Below are 21,201 nucleotides of genomic sequence, written 5' to 3' on the forward strand. Positions count from 1 at the left end.
AAACGGCGTGCCGGGGAGGACAACCATGTTCGGCTGGTGGGGACGCGTGGTCGTCCGGGTGCGGTGGTGGGTGATCGCCGCAGCCCTGGCGCTCGTGGTGACCGGGGCCACCTGGGGCGCCGGGGTCTTCGGCGCGCTGACCGGCGGCGGTTACGCCGACCCGAACAGCGAGAGCAACCGCGCGGCCAAGAGTATCGCCGCCGAGCTGGGCCGCCACGACCCCGACGTGCTCATCCTCTGGTCGAGCGACACCGCGACCGTGGACGACGCGACGTTCCGCTCGGCGGTCAGCGCCCGGGTCGCGGCGCTGAAGGCGCGGTCCGAGGTCGTGGCGGTGACCAGCTACCTGGACGGCAGGGCGCCGGCGCTGGTCAGCAACGATCGGCACGCGACGTACGCGGCCGTGCAGCTGGCCGACGGGAGCGAGGACGAGAAGCTCGCCGCGTACCAGGCCATCGAGCCGGAATTCGACGCGCCCGGGCTGACGACCAGGGCGGGCGGGCTCGCGGCGTTCGGGGCGCAGGCCAACGCGCAGACAAAGGAGGACCTCACCCGGGCCGAGCTGTTCTCCCTGCCCGTACTCCTGGTGTTGCTGATCCTTGTCTTCCGCGGGTTGATCGCCGCGCTGTCGCCGCTGGTGATCGGCGGGATCGCGATCCTCGGTGCCTTCGTGGCCGTACGGACGCTGACCTACTTCACTGAGATCTCGGTCTTCGCGATCAACGTGATCACCCTGCTCGGCCTGGGCATGGCGGTGGACTACTCGCTGTTCGTGGTCAGCCGGTTCCGGGAGGAACTGGCGAATGGGCGTGACGTGCCGTCCGCCATCCGGGCCACGGTCGCCACCGCCGGGCGTACCGTCGTCGTCTCCGGCCTCACGATCGTGCTGGCCCTCTCCAGCCTGCTGATCTTCCCCCAGCCGTTCCTCGGCGGCATGGCCATCGGCGGCATGGCCGCCGTGCTCATCGCCATGCTGGCCGCGCTGACCGTGCTGCCCGCCGTGCTGTCGCTGCTCGGGCACCGCATCGACAAGCTGCGCGTGCCGATGCCGCGCTTGCGTCGCGCCCGCGCCATTCCCCGGCAGCGCGCCGCGGGCACTGTCGCGGGTGGCAGTTCCGCCTGGGCCCGGCTCGCGCACAGCGTGATGCGCCGTCCCGTCCTGTACGCGGTCGGCGTGCTGGCGGTGCTGGTGGCGTTCGCGCTGCCGTTCGCGCGGGTCCAGTTCGGCGGCTTCGACGAACGGGTGCTGCCCGCCGACACCCCGGCCCGGGTGGTCACCGAGACGCTCCGGACGGACTTTCCCGCCGCCGGGCAGAACCCGATCGAGGTGCTCGTCACGGGCGCCCCGGCCGGATCCTTCGCCACGACGATCGCCGGGCTGCCCGGGGTGACCGGGGCGCAGGTCACCGCGACCAAGGGCAACGCCTCGCTGATCACGGTCGGGTACTCCGCGCAGCCCACCACGGCGGCGGCGCGCGACGTCGCCGAGGCCATCCGCGACCTGCCGCCCCCCGCCGGGGCCACCGTGCTCGTCGGCGGGCGCCCCGCGATCGACCTCGACCTGCTGAACAGCCTCGGTGCCCGGCTGCCGTGGATGGCGCTGATCATGGCGGTGGCCACGATGGTGCTGCTGTTCTTCGCGTTCGGTTCGGTGCTGCTGCCGGTCAAGGCGGTGCTGATGAACCTGGTCTCCATCGGCGCCTCGTTCGGCGTTGTCGTGTGGATCTTCCAGGACGGTCACTTCGAGGACCTGCTCCACTTCCAGTCCACGGGCTACATCGAGCCCAGCAACCTCATCCTGGTGCTGGCCGTGCTGTTCGGCCTGGCCACGGACTACGAGGTGTTCCTGCTCTCGCGGGTCCGCGAGGAGTGGGACGCCACCGGGAACAACACCACGGCGGTCGCGACCGGCCTGCAGCACACCGGCCGGATCATCACGGCGGCCGCGCTGCTGCTCATCGTGGTGGTGGCGGGCTTCGCCACGGGCGGCGTGACGGTCATCAAGACCATCGGCGTGGGCATGATCGTGGCGATCATCGTGGACGCCACCCTGGTCCGTGCCCTGCTGGTCCCGGCGACCATGCGCCTGCTGGGCCGCTGGAACTGGTGGGCGCCGGGCCCCCTGGGCCGCCTGTACGCCCGGTACGGCATCCACGAGACGCCCCGCGCGAAGCCGGAGACCGGCGACGCCGACCCACCCGAGCCCGGCTCGTCCACAGCCCGGTCCGGCGGGGTCGCGGCGGTACGCTGACCCCGGCAGGATGCCGGGAGGAGGTGAGTCTCATGGCCGCGCCCGCCCGGGAGCCGTCGTTCGACGTTCTCGGCACGCTCGACACGCCGTGGACCGCTCAACGCGCGCTCGACCTGCTGCCGGAACACCACGGCCCAAAGGTCGAGGTCTTCCGGGGGAGCGTGATCGTGACACCGCACGCCGGGTTCGACCACCAGGCGGCCGAGCGGCAGCTGTCGTTCCTGCTGCACCAGGCGGCCCGCCAGGCAGGGATGTGGGCGTATCCCGAGGTGAACATCGTCGCCGGTGACGATCTGTTCATTCCGGACTTCGTGGTCCTCCGGCGCTCGGGCGGTGGCCGGATCACCATGCCGATCACGGACGCCGTGCTGATGGGCGAGATCGTCTCCGGCGGCAACCGGCGCATGGACGTCATCGACCGCCCTCGGGAGTACGCGGCCGCCGGCGTGCCGTACTTCATGCGGGTTGACTTCCGTAACCGGGTGCCCTCCCTGGTGCTGCACGAGCTGGCTGACGGGGAGTACCGGCCCGTGGTGGCGGCCGCTGCCGGCGGCACGTTCAGCATGCGTGAACCGTTTCCCTTCGAGATCGACCCGGCCGATCTGCTCGACGACGAGGACGAACCCGGCTGATCGGCGCGGTCGCGCGGGCGAGCCGATCAGCCGCGCGGGGCCGGGCTGCGCTTCGCACCCGTGCGGGCGTCGGCGAAGATGGAGCCATGCGCGACCTCGTCCTGCTCGGCTCCACCGGGTCGATCGGTACCCAGGCCATCGACATCGTGCGGCGCAACCCCGACCGGTTCCGGGTGGTGGCCCTGGGCGCGGGCGGCGGCAACGTCGAGCTGCTGGCCGCCCAGGCGCTGGAGCTGGGCGTGGAGGTGGTCGGGGTGGCGCGGGCCAGCGCCGTCCAGGACCTCCAGCTCGCTTTCTACGCCCAGGCCCAGCAACACGGGTACGCGACCGGCGACTTCCGGATACCCAAGATCGTGGCGGGGCCGGACGCGATGACCGAGCTGGCCCAGTGGCCGTGCGACGTGGTGCTCAACGGTGTGGTGGGCAGCCTCGGGCTCGCGCCGACCCTGGCGGCGCTGCGCTGCGGCCGTACCCTCGCGCTGGCCAACAAGGAGTCGCTGGTGGCCGGCGGCCCGCTGGTCAAGGCCGCGCTGACGCGGCCGGGGCAGATCGTGCCGGTCGACTCGGAGCATTCCGCGCTGGCGCAGTGCCTGCGCGGCGGGCAGCGCGGCGAGGTGCGGCGGCTGGTGCTGACGGCCAGCGGGGGAGCGTTCCGGGACCGGCGGCGCGCCGAGCTGGAGAACGTCACCCCGGAGGAGGCGCTCAAGCACCCGACCTGGGACATGGGGCCGGTCGTGACGATCAACTCGGCCACCATGGTCAACAAGGGTCTTGAGGTGATCGAGGCGCACGAGCTGTTCGACGTGCCCTACGACGACATCGAGGTCGTGGTGCACCCGCAGTCGGTGCTGCACTCCCTGGTCGAGTTCGCGGACGGCTCGACGCTGGCCCAGGCCAGCCCGCCGGACATGCGGCTGCCGATCGCGCTCGCGCTGGCGTGGCCGGACCGGGTGGCGGACGCGGCGCCCGCGGTGGACTGGACGCTCGCGCACAACTGGGAGCTGCGCCCGCTGGACGAGGAGGCGTTCCCGGCGGTACGGCTGGCCAAGGCGGCGGGCCGGGCGGGCTGCTGCCGCCCGGCGATCTACAACGCCGCGAACGAGGAGTGTGTAGCCGCGTTCGTGGCTGGTCGGCTACCGTTCCTGGGCATCGTCGAGACACTCGAGGCGGTTCTCACGGCGGCGCCTGCTTATGCGCAACCGGGTACCGTCGATGATGTGCTTGAGGCGGAAGCATGGGCGCGCGCCCAGGCTCGGCGACTGATCGCGACTGGGGCAGAAGGAGCCTGATGCTGTACTGGCTGGGAGTGGCGGCGTTCGCGCTGGCCATCCTGATCTCGGTGAGCCTGCACGAGCTCGGGCACATGATCACTGCCAAGCGCTTCGGGATGAAGGTCACGAAGTACTTCGTGGGCTTCGGCCCGACCATCTTCTCGTTCCAGCGCGGCGAGACGGAGTACGGCCTCAAGGCCATCCCGCTCGGCGGCTTCTGCAAGATCGTCGGGATGACCCCGCAGGACGACGACGTCGAGCCCGAGGACCAGCCGCGCGCCATGTGGCGGTTCCCGGTGTGGAAGCGGACCATCGTCATGTCCGCCGGGTCGATCACCCACTTCCTGCTGGCCCTGGTGGCGCTGTGGTTCGCGGCCGTCTTCGTCGGCCTGCCCAACCCCAAGCTGCAGGCGATCACGGACGAGCGCACCCAGCCCGCGATGATCCAGGTGGCCGACTGCATTCCGGCGACCGCCGCCGCACAGACCTGTGTCGTGGGGCAGGACGGCGCTGTGGCCGGGCCCGCTTCGGCGGCGGGTCTCCAGACCGGCGATCTCATCGTGAAGGTGGGCGGCAAGCCGGTCGTCAACTACGGCCAGCTCACCGACACGATCCGGGCGTCGAAGCCGGGACCGACCGTGTTCGAGTACACCCGTAAAGGGGTGGCGGGCAGCAAGACGGTGAACCTGGTGCAGGCGCAGCGGGCGCCGCTGGACAACCCCAAGGGCCCGGTGGCGCAGGTGGCCGTGGCCGGGATCGGCTGGACGACCGACGAGCCCGCGCTGGTCACGTACGGGCCGGTCGAGGGCGTGAAGGCCACCGGCGACTTCGGCTGGCAGATGGTCGAGGGCACGTTCACGGCGTTCAAGAAGATCCCGCAGAAGGTGCCCGCGCTGTGGCACTCGATCACCGGCTCCGAGCGCGACCCGGAGACCCCGATCAGCGTCGTGGGAGCCAGCCGGCTGGGCGGCGAGGCGATCGCCGCCGGCGTGCCGCAGTACTTCCTGATGATCTTCATTTCGCTGAACGTCTTCATCGGCATCTTCAACCTGCTGCCGCTGCTGCCGCTGGACGGCGGCCACATCGCCATCGCCTGGTACGAGCGGGCCCGCTCCTGGCTGTTCGCCAAGATGCGCAAGCCCGACCCGGGCCGGGTGGACTACTACAAGCTCATGCCCGTGACGTACGCGGTCATCCTCATCGGTGGGGCGTTCACGCTGCTGACCGTCACCGCCGACATCATCAACCCGATCTCGATCTTCAGGTGATCCACATATGACCGCAGTCAGTCTCGGTATGCCGGCCGTGCCCCCGCCGCCGCTGGCCCCGCGCCGCCAGAGCCGCCAGATCATGGTCGGCTCGGTGCCCGTGGGCGGCGGCGCGCCGGTCAGCGTGCAGTCGATGACCACCACGCTCACCTCCGACGTCAACGCGACCCTGCAGCAGATCGCGGAGCTGACCGCGTCGGGCTGCCAGATCGTCCGGGTCGCCGTGCCGTCGCAGGACGACGTCGAGGCGCTGCCCGCGATCGCCAAGAAGTCGCAGATCCCGGTGATCGCGGACATCCACTTCCAGCCGAAGTACGTGTTCGCCGCGATCGACGCGGGCTGCGCCGCGGTCCGGGTCAACCCGGGCAACATCCGGCAGTTCGACGACAAGGTCAAGGAGATCGCAAAGGCGGCCTCCGACGCGCGGGTGCCGATCCGGATCGGGGTCAACGCGGGCTCGCTGGACAAGCGACTGCTGGAGAAGTACGGCAAGCCGACCGCCGAGGCGCTGGTCGAGTCGGCGCTGTGGGAGTGCTCGCTGTTCGAGGAGCACGGCTTCCGGGACATCAAGATCTCGGTGAAGCACAACGACCCGGTCGTCATGATCCGGGCGTACCGGCAGCTGGCCGAGCAGTGCGACTACCCGCTGCACCTCGGGGTGACCGAGGCGGGCCCGGCGTTCCAGGGCACGGTGAAGTCCGCGGTCGCGTTCGGCGCGCTGCTGGCCGACGGAATCGGCGACACGATCCGGGTCTCGCTGTCCGCCCCGCCGGTCGAGGAGATCAAGGTCGGCAACGCCATCCTGGAGTCGCTGGGCCTGCGCGAGCGCGGCCTGGAGATCGTCTCCTGCCCGTCGTGCGGCCGCGCCCAGGTCGACGTGTACACGCTGGCCGAGCAGGTCACCGCGGCGCTGGAGGGCCTGCCGGTGCCGCTGCGGGTGGCCGTCATGGGCTGCGTCGTCAACGGTCCCGGCGAGGCCCGTGAGGCGGACCTCGGCGTGGCGTCCGGCAACGGCAAGGGCCAGATCTTCGTGAAGGGCCAGGTCATCAAGACCGTGCCCGAGTCGATCATCGTCGAGACGCTGGTCGAGGAGGCGCTGCGGCTGGCCGACGAGATGGGCGCGGAGCTGCCCGACGAGCTGCGTGAGCTGCTGCCCGGCCCGACGGTCACGGTCAGCTGATTTCGTACGTGACGAACAGGGGCACACCGATCGGTGCGCCCCTGTTCGCGTTCCACGGCCTCACTCGCCGTCGGCGAGGATGGCGTACAGCTTGCGCTTGGTCTCGCTGAGCACCTCGAGGGCGCGTTCGCGCTGCTCGGGGGTGCCGTTGAAGCCGACCTGACGCAGGGCGTCCATGATGCCGAACGCCGCGTCGCGGAAGTCCTGCGCCTGGGACATGGTGTCCGCGCCGAACTGCGCCCACGGCGGGTTCTGCGCGGCGGTCTCGGCCTCGGGCCGGCCCGCGTCGGTCAGCGTGTAGCGCTTGCGGCCGCCGGTGGCCTCGGCCTCGATGAGGCCCTCGTCCTCCAGTAGCTGCAGGGTGGGGTAGACCGAGCCGGGGCTCGGCCGCCAGATGCCATTGGTGCGGCTCTCCAGCTCCTGGATCATCTCGTACCCGTGCATCGGGCGCTCCAGGAGCAGCGCGAGGACGGCCGGTCTGACGTTGGGACGGCTGCCGCGCCGCCCGCCCCGGCCGTGGCCGTGCGGGCCGCCGGGGCCGCCGAACCCGCCGAACGGGAATCCCGGGCCGAAACCGAAGCCGCGCATGCGGGCCTCGTGGAACTGCTGGTGGAAGTGCTGTCGCATGACTATCTCCGATCAGTTGGCGATAGGTAGACGATATATCGGCAACGCATCGGCGGCAAGGGTTTTCATCCTTGGGCCCGGACGGTGCGCGTATCCGGAGCGTCATCTGGCAGTCTGATATCCGTGCTGACGGTGCCGATCCGCCAACTCGGTGACTCCGAGCGGTCGACGGTCGAGCGGATCCTCGACCGGGACCCCTACGCCGGTGCCCAGATCGCCGAGCGCGTGGCTGCGCACGGCCTGAGCTGGTGGCGCGCCGACGGCCGCATCTACGGGTACGGGCCCGGCCGCGAGGTCGAGTCGCTGTGCTGGTCCGGCGCCCACCTGGTGCCGGTCTGCGTCTCGCCCCCGGCCGTCGCCGCGTTCGCCGACCTGCTCGGTGCCGAGCCGCGCGCCTGCTCGTCGATCATCGGCCGGGCCGACGCCGTGCTGGGCCTCTGGGACCGGCTCGGCGCGCATTGGGGCCAGGCCCGTGACGTCCGGCCGAATCAGCCGCTGCTCGTCGCGGGCGCCGCGCCCCCCACCCCGGTCGACCCCGAGGTCCGCCTCGTGCGGCCCGACGAGGTCGACGCGCTGTTTCCGGCCGCGGTCGCCATGTACACAGAGGAGGTCGGTGTCTCACCGTTGCTCGACGACGGCGGGCGCGGTTACCGGCGGCGGATCGCCGAGCTGGTCCGTGCGGGTCGCGCGTACGCCCGGTTCGTGGGCGGGCGGGTGATCTTCAAGGCGGAGCTGGCGATCGTCACCCGCCGCACCGCGCAGGTCCAGGGCGTCTGGGTGGACCCGGAGTTCCGGGGACACGGGCTCGCCGTCCCGGCTGTGGCCGCCGTGGTCCGCGACGCCCTGCGCCGGGTCGCCCCCACGGTCAGCCTGTACGTCAACGACTACAACCGCCCGGCCCGCCGGGTGTACGCCCGCTGCGGCTTCCAGCCCGCCGGCACCTTCGCCACCGTCCTGTTCTGACGGTGCTGTCGGGTCCTCAGCGGCCGAGGCGGGGGAGGAGCTTCGCCAGGGTGGTGGGGTCCTTCTCCAGCTCGGGGGTGGGCAGCAGGGCCATCACCGGGACCGTCACCCCGGCCTTTGCGTACGCCGCGACGTGGTCGCGGCACTGCTCCGGCTCTCCGTGCACGATGAGGGCGTCGACGACCTCGTCGGGGATCGCGGCCAGCGCCCCGCGCCGGTCACCCGCGGCCCACGCCGTCCACATCCCCGCGAGTGCGGCCTCGCGGCCCAGCCACCGGTGGAACTCCGCATACGCGGGGACGGTCAGGTAGGCGGCGATCATCCGGCGGGCGACGGTACGGGCGTACCCGGCGTCGGGGGTGGGGCAGACGAAGATCCGGGCGACCACGTCGAAGTCCGGGCGGGCCGGGCGTACCTCTGCCAGGGCGCGCGGCACGTCGGTGGCGGCCAGCCAGTTGAGGATCACGCCGTCGGCCTCGGCGGCGGCCAGGCGCAGCATGCCGGGCCGGAGTGCGGCCAGCAGCACCGGCGGCGGTGTGGCGGGCGGCCGTTCCAGCCGGAACCGGCGCACCGTGAACGTGTCATACGCCTCGTCGACCAGCTCACCGGCGAGCGCCGCGCGCAGGAAGCGCAGCATGTCCCGGCTGCGCGCGTAGGGGCGGGCGAAGTCGGCGGCGTTCCAATCGCCCGCCACCACCGGTGAGGACGCGCCGATGCCGAGCTGGAACCGGCCCGGAGCCGCCTCGGCCAGCGCGGCGGCGGTCATGGCCAGCAGGCCGGGGCCGCGGGTGAACACCGGCGCGATGGCGGTGCCGAGGCGGGCCCTTGGCTGCCAGGCCGAGGCCAGGGTGAGCGGGGTGAACGCGTCGGCGCCCGCGACCTCCGACGACCACAGGTCGGTGAATCCGGCGTCGGTGAGGGCCGCGTAGACGGCCGCGTGGTCGGCCAGGGGCACCCCGGCCAGCGGAACTGTCATGCCCCAGCGAGTCGACATGTCCCGATCTTGCCGGTTGGCCAGGGCTCCGACAAGCGCATCCGGCACGGCCGGGCGCGCGACCTTGGTAACACCAGCGCCGCAGTGCGGCGACCCTCGCAATGGTGGGCAGCGCGATGCGGCGGGCGACTTCTCGACCTGCGCGACGGCGGGCAGTGCGATGTGGCCAGCGACAACGCGACCTTCGTAACAGCGGCACTGCGACCTTGGTGACAGTGGGGTGGACGCAGCGTGTGCACTCCACTGCGGACGGGTAGCAGTTCGTCGATGCCCGGTGAGCCCGCCCACGATGGCTGGCATTCACGCCGGTTGTCGGTATCTTTTTGAACTGACCAGTCAGTGCAAACAGGGAGTGGCCATGCCGTTGCTCGTCGCGACCGGGGTGGGCGTACGCCATCGCCGCCGCTGGATCGTCCGTGACGTGGACCTCACGGTCGAGCCGGGCGATCTCGTCGCCATCGTGGGGGACGCCGGCAGTGGGCGTACGACCGCCCTGCTCGCCCTGACGGAACGGTTCAAGCTCTCCGCGGGCAAGGTGCGGCTCGTCGGCCCCGCGGCTCTGGGCCACGTGGCCAATGTGGAGCAGCCCGAGAACCTGCTCACCGTCGCGGACCACGTCCGGGAGCGGCTGGCGCTGCTCGGCCGCTCGACCCGCAGCGCCGAGGCGGTGATCTCCGGCGGCCTGTATGGGCTGGACCCGAAGCTGCAGGGCTGGGAGATGACCCCGTACCAGAAGCAGGTCCTGGGTGTGGTGCTCGCCCGCCTGGCCGACCCGGCGGTGATCGCCCTCGACGGCATCGATGAGGGTCTGGACCCGAACGAGCAGGAAGACCTCTGGCGGATCCTCGCCCGGATCGCCACCGGCGGCGTCGCGATCATGGTGACCGCCCGGGAGATGGACCCGGCGCGGGTGACGACGATCCTGCGGCTGAGCGCCCCGCCCGAGCCGGGCGGTCGGACCGCACCCGCTGCCCAGCCCGCCGCCGAGGCGGCAGCGGAGCCCGTGGGCCGGGCGAGCGCCGGAAACGCACAGGCGAACGCCGGAAACGCGCCGGCCGGGGCCCGACAGGCGCCGGCGCAAGCCGCGCGGGAGCAGCGGCGGGCCGAGACGGCGCGGCCCGCGGCGGCCGGGGACGGCGACCCACTGGACACGACAGAAATGCTGGTGACGGCCGGCGGCGCGGCGCGCGCCGCCCGCGACGAGGCAACCGACGACGAGCAGACCGAGCAGTTCGAGGACGGAGTGAAGCGATGAGGGGCCTGTCCGCCACGAAGCTGGCCGGCTTCGAACTGCTCAAACTGCTGCGCGGGCGGCTGACCGCGATGGCGGTCGTCGTCATGGCGGTGATCCCGCTGCTCTACGGCGCCCTCTACCTGTACGCCTTCTGGGACCCGTACGGCCGGCTGAACCACGTGCCCGCCGCCATGGTGATGGAGGACCAGACCGCGACCGCCAGCGACGGCACCAAGGTCCACGCGGGACAGGACCTGGCCGACGAGCTTATCGAGCGGGAGGTCTTCGACTGGCACGTCACCGACGAGAAGGGTGCCGAGGACGGCCTGCGCAGCGGCAAGTACCACATGATGCTGCGCATCCCGCGCGACTTCTCGGCGAACCTCGTCGTCAACCCCGAGCCCAAGGAGGCGCCGCGCGCCGCTGAGCTGCGGGTGGTCAGTGACGATGCGACCAACTACCTCTCCGGGGTGTTCTCGCGTACCGCGTTCGAGGAGGTGCGCACCGCGGCCGCGAAGAAGTCCGCCAGCGGGTACTTCGACAAGATGCTGATCGGCTTCACCGACCTCAAGGAGGAGACCCAGAAGGCGGCCGACGGCGCGGCGACCCTGGAGGACAAGGTCGGCGACGCCAAGTCCGGTGCCTCCAAGATTGCCGGCGGGATCACCAGCGCCCACGGCGGGGCGGGAAAGATTGCCGGGGGACTCGGCACCGCGGCGAACGGAGCCGACGCGCTCGCCGACGGACTCGTGCAGCTCCGCACGGGCGCCAACCAGCTGGCCGACGCCACGCGGCAGACCGCCGCGGTGGGACGGCAGCTCTCCGCGATCGCGGATGCCGCCGTGAACAAGATCGAGCCGGTGCTTCGCGACAACGCCGACCTCATCCAGGAGGCCGCCACCCAGGTGGGCAACGGGGCCGACCTGCTGGCCGCCAACGTGCACAAGCTCGACACTGCCGCCGCGGACGCGGTGAACCGTGCGGAGGAGATCCAGCGGTTCCTGAACGGGCTGCCGGACGAAATCCCGGGCATCGGTGACGCGCGAGCCGCGGCGGCCAAGCTCGTGGCGGCCGCCAAGCAGGTGCAGCAGGTCGTCGACTCACTCGACCTGGACGGGCTTGCCAAGCGGTTGCGTGTGGTGTCGGCGGATGCCCGCAAGCTGGCCGCCGTCGCGCCGAACCTGGCCGACGATGCCGCCAACGCCCGGGATCAACTCGACCGGTTCGCCACCGCCCTCAACCAGATCGAGGCCGGGATGAAGAAGCAGCGTGACGGCACCGCGACCGCGGCCTCGGGCGCGAGCGACCTGCGGGGCGGCATCTTCCAGCTGGCCACCGGCGCCCGACACCTGGATTCGGGTCTGGGCACGCTCAGCTCGGGGCAGTGGCAGCTCACCACGGGTCTGGGCCAGATACAGGGCGGCGCCGCGAAGCTGGCCAACGGCCTGGCCGACGGGGCCGACCAGATCCCCGGGTTCGGCAAGGACACCTCGGACCGCGCCGACATGCTGGGCGACCCGGTGGCGCTGAACCGCACCGTACGGCACGCCGCCAGCACGTACGGCGTGGGCTTCGCGCCGTACTTCCTGACCCTCGCGCTGTGGGTGGGCGCGATGATCAGCTACATGGTGCTCAAGCCGCTGAACCGGCGGTACGTGATGTCCGGGGCGCCCGCGTACCGGGTGGCGCTGGCCGGGTTGCTGCCGGCCGTGGCCATCGGGCTGGCCCAGGCGACCATCCTGTTCACCGTCGTCACGGCCGGGCTGGGGCTGTCGAGCGTGCACCCGGCGACCACCCTGGGCCTGCTGATGCTGACGGCTGTCGCGTTCGCCGCGATCATGCAGCTGCTCGGTGCGGCGCTGCGCTCGGCGGGCCGGATCATGGCGCTGGCGTTGCTGATGGTGCAGCTCACGTCGTCGGGCGGCACGTACCCGGTGCAGACCACGCCGGGCTTCTTCCAGGCGGTGCATCCCTGGTTGCCGATGACCTATGTCGTGCAGGCCCTCCGGCACACCATCGACGGCGGCCCCGCGGGTACGGTGACGGTGGGCGTGCTCGCGTTGCTCGCCTTTGGCATCGGGTCGTTCGCACTCACCGTGGGAGTGGCCCACCGTTCCCGGCGGCTCACCCCGTCGGTGCTGCATCCGGAGCTGGTGATCTAGGGAGACATGACCGAGGCACATGTCGCGGACGGGCGGACCAGGCGCCGGGAGGACACCAGAGCGCGTCTGTTCGAAGCGGCCGTGGAGTTGATCGCCGAGCAGGGTTTCTCGGCCACCACCGTGGACGACATCGCGCTGCGGGCCAAGGTGGCCAAGGGCACCGTGTACTACAACTTCGCCTCGAAGACCGCGCTGTTCGAGGAGCTGCTGCGGCACGGCATCGGGCAGCTGACAGACGACTTCCGCGCGGCGGTGGCGGGACTGCCGCCGCGCGAGGCGGTGGGGGCGCTGGTCCGGGCGCAGCTGGAGTTCATCCAGCGGTACCAGTCGTTCGCCCAGTTGCTGCTCTCCGAGATGTGGCGCAGCAACCGGGAGTGGCAACAGACCCTGTTGCTGCTGCGCGAGCAGGCGATCAGTGTGATCGCTGAGACGCTGCAGGCCGGAGTGGACTCCGGTGACCTACGTGCCGAGCTGGACGTCCGGGTGGCCTCGTCCGCGCTGTTCGGCGTGGGGCTGGTGGTCGCGGTGGACTGGCTGGTGTTCTCCCCGGAGCGGCCCGTTGAGGAGGTCGAGCAGGGGCTGCTGGCGATCGTGCAGCGCGCGACCTGAGGTGGCTCAGCCGTAGTAGTTCGTGGTGGCGATGTCCGGGTGGGTCTGCGTGGGCAGGTCGGCGTCGTCGTCGGCGGTCAGCGCGCCGCCCAGCTCGACGATCCGCCGGTGCGCGGCCGCCAGGCGGTCCTCCAGGGTGACGATCCGGCAGGCGGCGGTGAGCAGGATGCCCTCGTCGAGCAGGTGCCGGACTCGTTCGGCCAGCAGCAGCTGGTGGCGGGAGTAGCGGCGGTGCCCGCCGGTCGAGCGCTGCGGCTCGATCAGCCCGGCCGTGCCGAGGCTGCGCAGGAATGCGGGCGTCACCCCGATCATCGCGGCGGCCCGCCCCATCGTGTACGCGGGGACGTCGGCGTCGTCGAACGCGGTGGTCTTCATGCTTCCTTCCCGGCGCCGCGAACCGTGGTCTTCATGCTTCCTTCCCGGCGCTGCGAACCGTGCGGTGCACAATCCAGGGCCCCGGCGGGTAACCGGGGCCCTGGCTGTTCAATTCTGTTGCCGACCGTCGTCGGCAGAGTCGGTCGTCCGCCTGCGTGCCGCTAGCGGACGGCCTGCGTGATGGGCATCGGCTGCGATCACCTCTTGTCGGGTCGGGGACGGTTCGATTTCGCGTCGCTGCGGTATCTCGTCCTCCTTCTCCAACTGCAGATCTGTGCCAGTTGCGTGCCGGCGGTGCGTCGCCGACCCTGCGATTTTATGACCAGCGGTGGGTGATTTCTAGTGTCGCCGCTGTAGATTTTCGCGCGGCGGGTGGCCGGCGCCGCCCGATGAGCGTGTGGGGCGGCGGCGCGGGGCGGGCGCAGATGCACAGCATCGAGGCTGTGTCGAGAGAGAGGTGACCGCGCCCCGCGCCGCCGCGGAGCGGTGGGCCCGTGTCGGCCCACCGGGATTCGCGAGACCTGCCGAGGGCTCGCGCGTCGATGTCGAGTGTGCGGGCCGACGCCGGGGGCGGGCAACGCAATTACCCACCGCCGGATCAGAGGGTCCGGGCGGGTGGGAGCCCAGCGTTCGGGTCGATCATGTGAGTCGAGCGATATGAGTTCTTCGCCGGGCTTTGCCGCGATTGATCATTGTAGTTGTCTCAATATTCACGGCGATCTTTGACAGGTCTCTTCGCGCGTGCGTACTATCGCCCACGCTCACGTGCCATTCAGGCATGTAATTTCGTAGAGTTACCGATTCAAGCATCACGGGGGATGCGTTGTCGTCGCTCATGGGCGCACGCAGCGCAGGTGGCTCGATTCTCGGCAACCTCCCTCCCGCTGGCGTGTGCGACGTCGTGCTGAGCGCATGAATGTTGATTTCCGCGCCAGGCTTGAGGTGAGCCCGAGTCACCGAAAGGATTTGTCAGCGTTGCCGAAGGTGATGAGCAAGAGGGCGCGACAGTGCGCCACGTGGGTGGCCGGTGGCGTCATGGCCGCAGTTTCGCTGGTCGCGACTCCGGGCGCCGCGCAGGCCGGCCCGCCGGCGCCGAACCACGGCTGGACCAGGTATGAGACGATTAACAAGTCCTACTACCAGAACATCAACAACCCCGGTGGTCCGGTGGCGAGCTGCACCAATGCCGGATCGACCTGTGCACTGGCCGTGACCCAGAGTGTTTCCACCACGATCGCCACGAAACTGGGCTACTCCCAGTCGGGTGTCGCCGCCGACCTTTCCTTCTCGCTCAGCCGGACGGTCTCGGCCGCGGCCACCTGCAACTCCCCGAAACTCAAGTCCGGGCAGAAATACGTTGCCTATCGGGTGGGGCGTCAGGCCATGTACCAGATCAAGCGGACCACGGCGGATGCCGACGGCAAGCAGACGGTCACCACGAGCGGGTGGCTGTTCTCCTGGGAGCCGTACACCGGCGCCCACATCGATTGCTACGTCGTCGGCTGAAACCCGGTTCGTAGTCTCCTGAACGCGAGGACGGCCTCCGATGTGCCTGTGCGACAGCCGGGTTGCGTCGGGGGTCGTCCTCGCGTCTTCGCGCCCCCGGCAGATCCTGCGCCGCCCCCGCGCAGGGCAGAGCAACGCAATTGACCCACCTCATTGACGCGCGTATCGCGGCGGCGCGATCATCTCCGGCAGACCGTGACCCGGGTCACAGTCACCCCCGGCTGAGGGAGTCGCATGAGTACTGAACCCGTCCCCAGCACCGACGAAGAACGCCTTGCCCAGCTCGGCTACCAGCAGGAACTGCATCGCCGCCTGTCCGGCTTCTCGAACTTCGCGGTTTCCTTCTCGATCATCTCCATCCTGGCCGGCGCGATCACCTCGTACGTGATCGCCATGACCGCGGGTGGGCCGATGGCCATCACCCTCGGCTGGCTCGTCGTCGGCGGCATGGTCACCTTCGTCGCGTTCGCGATGGCGGAGGTCTGCTCGGCGTACCCGACCGCGGGCGCGCTCTACTGGTGGGCCGCCGCGCTGGCCAAGCGGAACAAGGCCGCGTGGGCCTGGTTCATCGGCTGGTTCAACTTCCTCGGCGAGGTGGCGGTCACCGCGGCGATCGACTTCGGTGCCGCGATCACCACCGCGGCGTTCCTGAGCCTGACCCTCGACATGAAGGTCACCCCGGGCCGGACGTTCGTGATCTTTCTGGTGCTCATCCTGGCGCACGGACTGCTCAACACGTTCGGGGTGAGCCTGGTCCGGGTGCTGTCGGACGTCAGCGCGTGGTGGCACCTGATCGGCGTGGCCGTCATCGTCGGGGCGTTGACCGTGCTGCCGGACAACCACAAGCCGATCTCCGAGGTGTTCTTCGAGGTCAGGAACGCCACCGGGTTCAACTTCGCCGGGGCGAGCGTGTACGCGGTGCTGATCGGCCTGCTCATGGCGCAGTACACGTACACCGGGTACGACGCCAGCGCCCACGTCGCCGAGGAGACGCACGATGCGGCCCGGGCCGCGCCGCGCGGCATCGTGATGTCGGTCGTGGTCTCGGTGATCGCCGGTTTCGTGTTGCTGTTCGCGATCACCTGGTCGATCCAGGACTACGACGCGGAACTCCACACGCCCCTGAATTTGCCGCCCGCGCAGATCTTCATCGACGCGGTGGGCCACAACGTGGGCACGTTCCTGCTGTTCATCTGCGTGGTGGCGCAGTTCTTCTGCGGCATGGCGTCGGTGACCGCGAACTCCCGGATGGCGTTCGCGTTCGCCCGCGACGGCGCGCTGCCAGGTTCGGGACTGTGGAAGCGGGTCAACCCGCGCACCGGCACGCCGACCAACTCCATCTGGCTCTGCGTGGCCTGCTCGACCCTGCTGGTGCTGCCGTCGCTGTGGAACAACGCCGCGTACGCCGCCGCCACGTCGATCGCAGTGATCGGGCTGTACATCGCGTACGTGGGGCCGGTGTTCCTGCGGCGCCGCAACCCGGAGTTCGTGCCGGGGCCGTGGAACCTGGGCCGGTGGAGCGCGCCCGTGGGCTGGATCGCGATCGTCTGGGTCGGCGTGATCTGCGTGCTGTTCGTCCTGCCGGTCTGGTATCCGATCACCGTGGCGAACTTCAACTACACGATCGTGGCCGTGGCGGTCGTGCTGGGGCTGGCGACGGCGTGGTGGTTCCTCGGTGCCCGCACGTGGTTCACCGGTCCGCGCCCGAACCTTCTGGAAAAGGCGGCGCACGGCGAGCAGACCACCCCCGTGGAGTGATCTGATCGAGACAGGGGGCCGGGCCGTCCGCCCGGCCCTTCCGCCCCCGTGTGCGCGAGGAGAGTCAGATGGACCTGGAGGAACTCCGCGTCGGTGTCGACAACGGCAGCGTCGACACCGTGCTGCTGGCCCTGGTCGACATGCAGGGGCGGCTGCAGGGCAAGCGCCTGCATGCGCGGTACTTCCTGGACGAGGTGGTGGCCGGGGGTAGCGAGGGCTGCAACTACCTGCTGGCCGTGGACGTCGACATGAACACCGTCGACGGCTACGCGATGTCGTCGTGGGACACCGGCTACGGCGACTTCGTCCTGCGCCCCGACCTGGCCACGCTGCGCCGGGTGCCATGGCATCCCGGCACGGCCCTGGTCCTGGCGGACCTGGAGATCACCGGCGGCGAGCCCGTGGCCGCCTCCCCCCGGCAGATCCTGCGCCGCCAGCTCGACCGGCTCGCCGCGCACGGCCTGAGCGCGTACGCGGGCACCGAGCTGGAGTTCATCCTCTACCGCGACTCCTACGAGCAGGCGTTCACGAAGGGGTACCAGAACCTCACCCCGGCCAACCAGTACAACGTGGACTATTCACTGCTCGGCACCGCGCGGGTGGAGCCGCTGCTGCGCCGCATCCGCAACGACATGTACGGCGCGGGCCTCACGCCCGAGAGCGCCAAGGGCGAGTGCAACCTCGGCCAGCACGAGATCGCCTTCCGGTACGCCGACGCGCTGCGCTGCGCCGACCACCACGCGATCTACAAGAACGGCGCCAAGGAGATCGCCGCCCAGGAGGGCATGGCGCTGACGTTCATGGCCAAGCCCAACGCCCGCGAGGGCAACTCCTGTCACATCCATTTCTCGCTGCGCGGCGCGGACGGGCGCTCCGCCATGCTCGGCGACGGACCCGGACACCTCAGCGGCACCGGGCAGCGGGTGGTGGCCGGGCTGCTGGCCACCATGCGCGAGTTCAGTCTCCTGTTCGCGCCGAACATCAACTCGTACAAGCGGTACCAGCCCGGCTCGTTCGCACCGACCGCGCTGCGCTGGGGGGTGGACAACCGCACGTGTGCGCTGCGCATGGCCGGGCACGGCCAGGGTATGCGGGTGGAGAACCGGGTGCCGGGCGGCGACGTCAACCCGTACCTGGCGATCGCGGCACTGATCGCCGGGGCGCTGGACGGGCTCGAACACGAGCGCGAGTTGGAACCGGAGTTCGTGGGTAACGCGTACGACGACGCGACGGCACCCCGGGTGCCGACCACCCTGCGCGAGGCGATGGAGCTGTGGACGACCGGCGGCGCGGCACGCGCCGCCTTCGGTGATGATGTCGTCGAGCACTACGCCAACATGGCGCGGGTGGAGCTGGCGGCCTACGACGCGGCCGTGACGGACTGGGAGCTGCGCCGTGGCTTCGAGCGCTTGTGACGCGCGGCGTGCCAGGATCGGCTGGCTCGCAACCGGCGTAGAGGGGACCCCGTGACTGATGTGATCAATCCGGCGACGGGCGCGGTGCTGACGTCCGTACCGTCGCTGGGTCTGGCCGAGACCGACGCCGCGATCGAGAATGCGCAGCGCGCCTTCGCCGGGTGGCGGCGGGTCGCGCCCGGTGACCGGGCGCGGCTGCTGCGCCGCTTCGCCGCGCTGGTCGACGCGCACCTCGACGAGCTGGCCGAGCTGGAGGTGCGCAACGCGGGGCACACCATCGGCAACGCGCGGTGGGAGGCCGGAAACGTCCGCGACGTGCTCGACTACTACGCCGGTGCCCCGGAACGGCTGACCGGGCGGCAGATCCCCGTCGCGGGCGGCCTCGACGTGACGTTTCACGAGCCGCTCGGCGTCGTCGGGATCATCGTGCCGTGGAACTTCCCCATGCCGATCGCGGGCTGGGGTTTCGCGCCCGCCCTCGCGGCGGGCAACACCGTGGTGCTCAAACCGGCCGAGCTGACCCCGTTGACCGCGATCCGGCTCGGTGAGCTGGGCCGCGAGGCGGGCCTGCCGGACGGCGTGTTCACCGTGCTGCCCGGCAGGGGCAGCGTGGTGGGGCAGCGGTTCGTCACCCACCCGGCGGTGCGCAAGGTGTGCTTCACCGGTTCCACGCAGGTCGGCAAGTCCATCATGGCGGGCTGCGCCGACCAGGTGAAACGGGTGACCCTGGAGCTCGGCGGCAAGAGCGCCAACATCGTCTTCGCGGACGCGGATCTGGAGCGCGCCGCGGCGTCCGCACCGGCCTCGGTCTTCGACAACGCGGGCCAGGACTGCTGCGCACGGTCGCGGCTGCTCGTCCAGGATTCCGTGTACGACCGCTTCCTCGCCCTGCTGGAGCCCGCGGTCAAGGCGTTCCGGGTGCTCGATCCGGCGTCGCCGGACGCCGAGATGGGTCCGCTGATCTCCGCCGGTCAGCAGTCCAGCGTCGCCGGATACGTCGAGGGCGCGGAGGTGGCGTTCGCGGGCAGCGCGCCGGACGGCGACGGATGGTGGTTCCCGCCGACCGTGCTGCTGGCCCGTTCCACGGCGGACCGCCACTGGCGCGAGGAGGTGTTCGGCCCGGTGCTGTCCGTGCTGCCGTTCCGCGACGAGGACGAAGCGGTACGGCTGGCCAACGACACCGCGTACGGGCTGTCCGGCTCGATCTGGACCCGCGATCTCGGCCGGGCCCTGCGGGTGAGCCGCGCGGTGGAGTCGGGGAACCTCAGCGTCAACAGCCACTCGTCGGTGCGGTACTGGACCCCGTTCGGTGGGATGAAGGAGTCGGGGCTGGGCCGCGAACTCGGGCCCGACGCGCTGCTGTCGTTCACCGACACGAAGAACGTCTTCCTCGCCGACAGTTGATCGTCCACTTTGCTCAGGAGAAGGGAAAGCGCGCGTGCAGAGGTTGCAGGACAGGGTCGCGGTGATCACCGGGGCGGGTAGCGGGATCGGGCTGGCCACCGCGCGGCGTTTCGCCGCCGAGGGCGCCCGGGTGGTCTGCGTCGACGTCTCCGAGGAGTCGGGCACCGCCGCGGCGAAGGAGGTCGGCGGCGAGTTCGTCGCCTGCGACGTCAGCCACGAGGACTCCGTACGGGAGCTGTTCGACGGGGTGGCGCAGCGGCACGGACGGGTCGACATCGCGTTCAACAACGCGGGGATCTCCCCACCCGACGACGACTCGATCCTGGCCACCGGCCTGGACGCGTGGGAACGCGTGCTGCGGGTCAACACCACCAGCGTCTACCTCTGCTGCAAGTACGCCATCCCGCACATGCAGCGCCAGGGCAAGGGCTCGATCATCAACACGGCGTCGTTCGTGGCGCTGATGGGAGCTGCCACCTCGCAGATTGCGTACACCGCCAGCAAGGGCGGGGTGCTGGCGATGACCCGCGAGCTGGGCGTCCAGTTCGCCCGCGAGGGCATCCGGGTCAACGCGCTGTGCCCCGGCCCGGTCGCCACCCCGTTGCTGCTGGAGCTGTTCGCCAAGGATCCGGAGCGGGCCGCGCGCCGCCTCGTGCACGTGCCGATGGGCCGGTTCGCCGAACCGGACGAGATCGCCGCCGCGGTGGCATTCCTGGCCAGCGATGACGCGTCGTTCATGACGGCCGCCCAGTTCGTCGTCGACGGCGGGATCACGGGCGCGTACGTCACCCCGCTGTGACCCCGGTTCACCCGTTCGCCCGGTGAAAACCGAAACCCGAGATGGCTAGGGTGGAACGATGCGCCCGTTGATCGGCGTGACGACCTATGTGGAACCCGCATCGTGGGGTGTCTGGCACGATCTGCCCACCGCGCTCGTCCCGCATGCGTACGTCGAAGCGGTGACGCTGGCCGGCGGCCGGGCGGTCCTGCTGCCCCCGGACGACCTGGACGCCGACGTCCTGCGGGCGCTGCACGGTCTCGTGCTCAGCGGCGGCGCCGACCTCGGCCCACAGCTGTACGGCGCCGAGCCGGAGCCGCTGACCGACACCCGCCCCGACCGCGACTGCGCCGAGCTGCTGCTGGCCCGCGCGGCGCTGGAGCGGGACCTGCCGGTCCTCGGCGTGTGCCGCGGCATGCAGCTGCTCACGGTCGCCGCGGGCGGCACCCTGCACCAGCACCTGCCGGACGTCCTCGGCCACGAGCGGCACCGCCCCGCCCCCGGGGTGTACGGCACCCACACCGCGGCCTTCACGGGCGGCAGCCGCATCGCCGGGCTGCTCGGCGACGACGCCGAGATCCACTGCTACCACCATCAGGGCGTGGCCGACCCCGGAACCCTGGTGGTGACCGGCCGGGCCACGGACGGCCTGCCCGAGAGCGTGGAGGACCCGGCCCACCGGTTCGTGCTCGGGGTGCAGTGGCACCCCGAGGTGACCCGTGACAAGCGCCTGTTCGGGGCGCTGATCGATGCCGCGAGCGGCTAAGACTGGGC

At 70.8% G+C, this 21,201-nt stretch carries 18 protein-coding genes; 15 read left to right on the forward strand and 3 right to left on the reverse strand.

What is annotated here, in order from left to right:
- The first annotated feature begins 25 nt into the window (after window positions 1-25).
- The 5 genes from ACMCNN_RS05710 (at window position 26) to ispG (ending at window position 6,602) form a co-directional block, all read left to right on the forward strand.
- Window positions 26-2,251: an MMPL family transporter gene (locus tag ACMCNN_RS05710; protein WP_412745115.1), complete on the forward strand. Its 2,226-nt coding sequence runs from the start codon at window positions 26-28 to the stop codon at window positions 2,249-2,251.
- A 32-nt stretch (window positions 2,252-2,283) separates the two neighbouring features.
- Window positions 2,284-2,883 carry a Uma2 family endonuclease gene (locus tag ACMCNN_RS05715; RefSeq protein WP_412745116.1) on the forward strand — a complete coding sequence of 200 codons (600 nt, stop codon included), beginning with the start codon at window positions 2,284-2,286 and terminating at the stop codon, window positions 2,881-2,883.
- Window positions 2,884-2,969: 86 nt separating this feature from the next.
- On the forward strand, window positions 2,970-4,172 hold the full coding sequence (gene dxr / locus ACMCNN_RS05720; protein WP_412745117.1) for a 1-deoxy-D-xylulose-5-phosphate reductoisomerase: 1,203 nt from the start codon (window positions 2,970-2,972) through the stop codon (window positions 4,170-4,172).
- A complete protein-coding gene (locus ACMCNN_RS05725) occupies window positions 4,172-5,422 on the forward strand; it encodes a M50 family metallopeptidase (RefSeq protein WP_412745118.1) in 1,251 nt (416 codons plus the stop codon). The genes dxr and ACMCNN_RS05725 overlap by 1 nt, the downstream gene beginning before the upstream one ends.
- A 7-nt stretch (window positions 5,423-5,429) precedes the next feature.
- Window positions 5,430-6,602, forward strand: a complete 1,173-nt coding sequence (ispG, locus tag ACMCNN_RS05730) for a flavodoxin-dependent (E)-4-hydroxy-3-methylbut-2-enyl-diphosphate synthase (protein ID WP_412745119.1) — start codon at window positions 5,430-5,432, stop codon at window positions 6,600-6,602.
- Between the two features lie 60 nt (window positions 6,603-6,662).
- On the opposite strand, the gene ACMCNN_RS05735 is transcribed toward ispG, so the two are convergent.
- Window positions 6,663-7,229 carry a PadR family transcriptional regulator gene (locus ACMCNN_RS05735; protein WP_412745120.1) on the reverse strand — a complete coding sequence of 189 codons (567 nt, stop codon included), beginning with the start codon at window positions 7,227-7,229 and terminating at the stop codon, window positions 6,663-6,665.
- Between the two features lie 123 nt (window positions 7,230-7,352).
- Between ACMCNN_RS05735 and ACMCNN_RS05740 the strand changes: the two genes are divergently transcribed.
- Window positions 7,353-8,192 carry a GNAT family N-acetyltransferase gene (locus ACMCNN_RS05740; RefSeq protein WP_412745121.1) on the forward strand — a complete coding sequence of 280 codons (840 nt, stop codon included), beginning with the start codon at window positions 7,353-7,355 and terminating at the stop codon, window positions 8,190-8,192.
- Between the two features lie 16 nt (window positions 8,193-8,208).
- On the opposite strand, the gene ACMCNN_RS05745 is transcribed toward ACMCNN_RS05740, so the two are convergent.
- Window positions 8,209-9,168, reverse strand: a complete 960-nt coding sequence (locus ACMCNN_RS05745; RefSeq protein WP_412747071.1) for an LLM class F420-dependent oxidoreductase — start codon at window positions 9,166-9,168, stop codon at window positions 8,209-8,211.
- Between the two features lie 376 nt (window positions 9,169-9,544).
- Here ACMCNN_RS05745 and ACMCNN_RS05750 point away from each other — a divergent pair, with 376 nt between their 5' ends.
- The 3 genes from ACMCNN_RS05750 to ACMCNN_RS05760 are packed head-to-tail and all read left to right on the forward strand — an operon-like array spanning window position 9,545 to window position 13,191.
- The gene (locus ACMCNN_RS05750; protein ID WP_412745122.1) at window positions 9,545-10,441 is read left to right on the forward strand and encodes an ATP-binding cassette domain-containing protein; all 897 of its coding nucleotides are present in this window, start codon (window positions 9,545-9,547) and stop codon (window positions 10,439-10,441) included.
- Window positions 10,438-12,582 carry a YhgE/Pip family protein gene (locus tag ACMCNN_RS05755; RefSeq protein ID WP_412745123.1) on the forward strand — a complete coding sequence of 715 codons (2,145 nt, stop codon included), beginning with the start codon at window positions 10,438-10,440 and terminating at the stop codon, window positions 12,580-12,582. The genes ACMCNN_RS05750 and ACMCNN_RS05755 overlap by 4 nt, the downstream gene beginning before the upstream one ends.
- A gap of 6 nt (window positions 12,583-12,588) precedes the next feature.
- On the forward strand, window positions 12,589-13,191 hold the full coding sequence (locus ACMCNN_RS05760) for a TetR/AcrR family transcriptional regulator (RefSeq protein WP_412745124.1): 603 nt from the start codon (window positions 12,589-12,591) through the stop codon (window positions 13,189-13,191).
- Window positions 13,192-13,197: 6 nt separating this feature from the next.
- Here ACMCNN_RS05760 and ACMCNN_RS05765 read toward each other — a convergent pair whose 3' ends face one another.
- Window positions 13,198-13,566 (reverse strand): MerR family transcriptional regulator, encoded by a 369-nt coding sequence (locus ACMCNN_RS05765; RefSeq protein ID WP_412745125.1) that lies wholly within the window; start codon window positions 13,564-13,566, stop codon window positions 13,198-13,200.
- Between the two features lie 912 nt (window positions 13,567-14,478).
- Between ACMCNN_RS05765 and ACMCNN_RS05770 the strand changes: the two genes are divergently transcribed.
- From ACMCNN_RS05770 to ACMCNN_RS05795, 6 genes are all read left to right on the forward strand, one after another.
- Window positions 14,479-15,072: a hypothetical protein gene (locus ACMCNN_RS05770; protein ID WP_412745126.1), complete on the forward strand. Its 594-nt coding sequence runs from the start codon at window positions 14,479-14,481 to the stop codon at window positions 15,070-15,072.
- 234 nt (window positions 15,073-15,306) lie between these two features.
- Window positions 15,307-16,830 (forward strand): amino acid permease, encoded by a 1,524-nt coding sequence (locus ACMCNN_RS05775; RefSeq protein ID WP_412745127.1) that lies wholly within the window; start codon window positions 15,307-15,309, stop codon window positions 16,828-16,830.
- A gap of 68 nt (window positions 16,831-16,898) precedes the next feature.
- A complete protein-coding gene (locus ACMCNN_RS05780) occupies window positions 16,899-18,245 on the forward strand; it encodes a glutamine synthetase family protein (RefSeq protein WP_412745128.1) in 1,347 nt (448 codons plus the stop codon).
- Between the two features lie 51 nt (window positions 18,246-18,296).
- Window positions 18,297-19,649 carry an aldehyde dehydrogenase family protein gene (locus ACMCNN_RS05785; RefSeq protein WP_412745129.1) on the forward strand — a complete coding sequence of 451 codons (1,353 nt, stop codon included), beginning with the start codon at window positions 18,297-18,299 and terminating at the stop codon, window positions 19,647-19,649.
- A gap of 34 nt (window positions 19,650-19,683) precedes the next feature.
- Complete coding sequence (locus ACMCNN_RS05790; RefSeq protein ID WP_412745130.1) at window positions 19,684-20,448, forward strand: 3-oxoacyl-ACP reductase; 765 nt, start codon at window positions 19,684-19,686, stop codon at window positions 20,446-20,448.
- 58 nt (window positions 20,449-20,506) lie between these two features.
- Window positions 20,507-21,193, forward strand: coding sequence for a gamma-glutamyl-gamma-aminobutyrate hydrolase family protein (locus tag ACMCNN_RS05795; RefSeq protein WP_412745131.1), 687 nt, complete (start codon window positions 20,507-20,509; stop codon window positions 21,191-21,193).
- Window positions 21,194-21,201 lie beyond the last annotated feature (8 nt).

The organism is Krasilnikovia sp. MM14-A1004 (assembly GCF_047159485.1).
Lineage (GTDB): Bacteria > Actinomycetota > Actinomycetes > Mycobacteriales > Micromonosporaceae > Actinoplanes.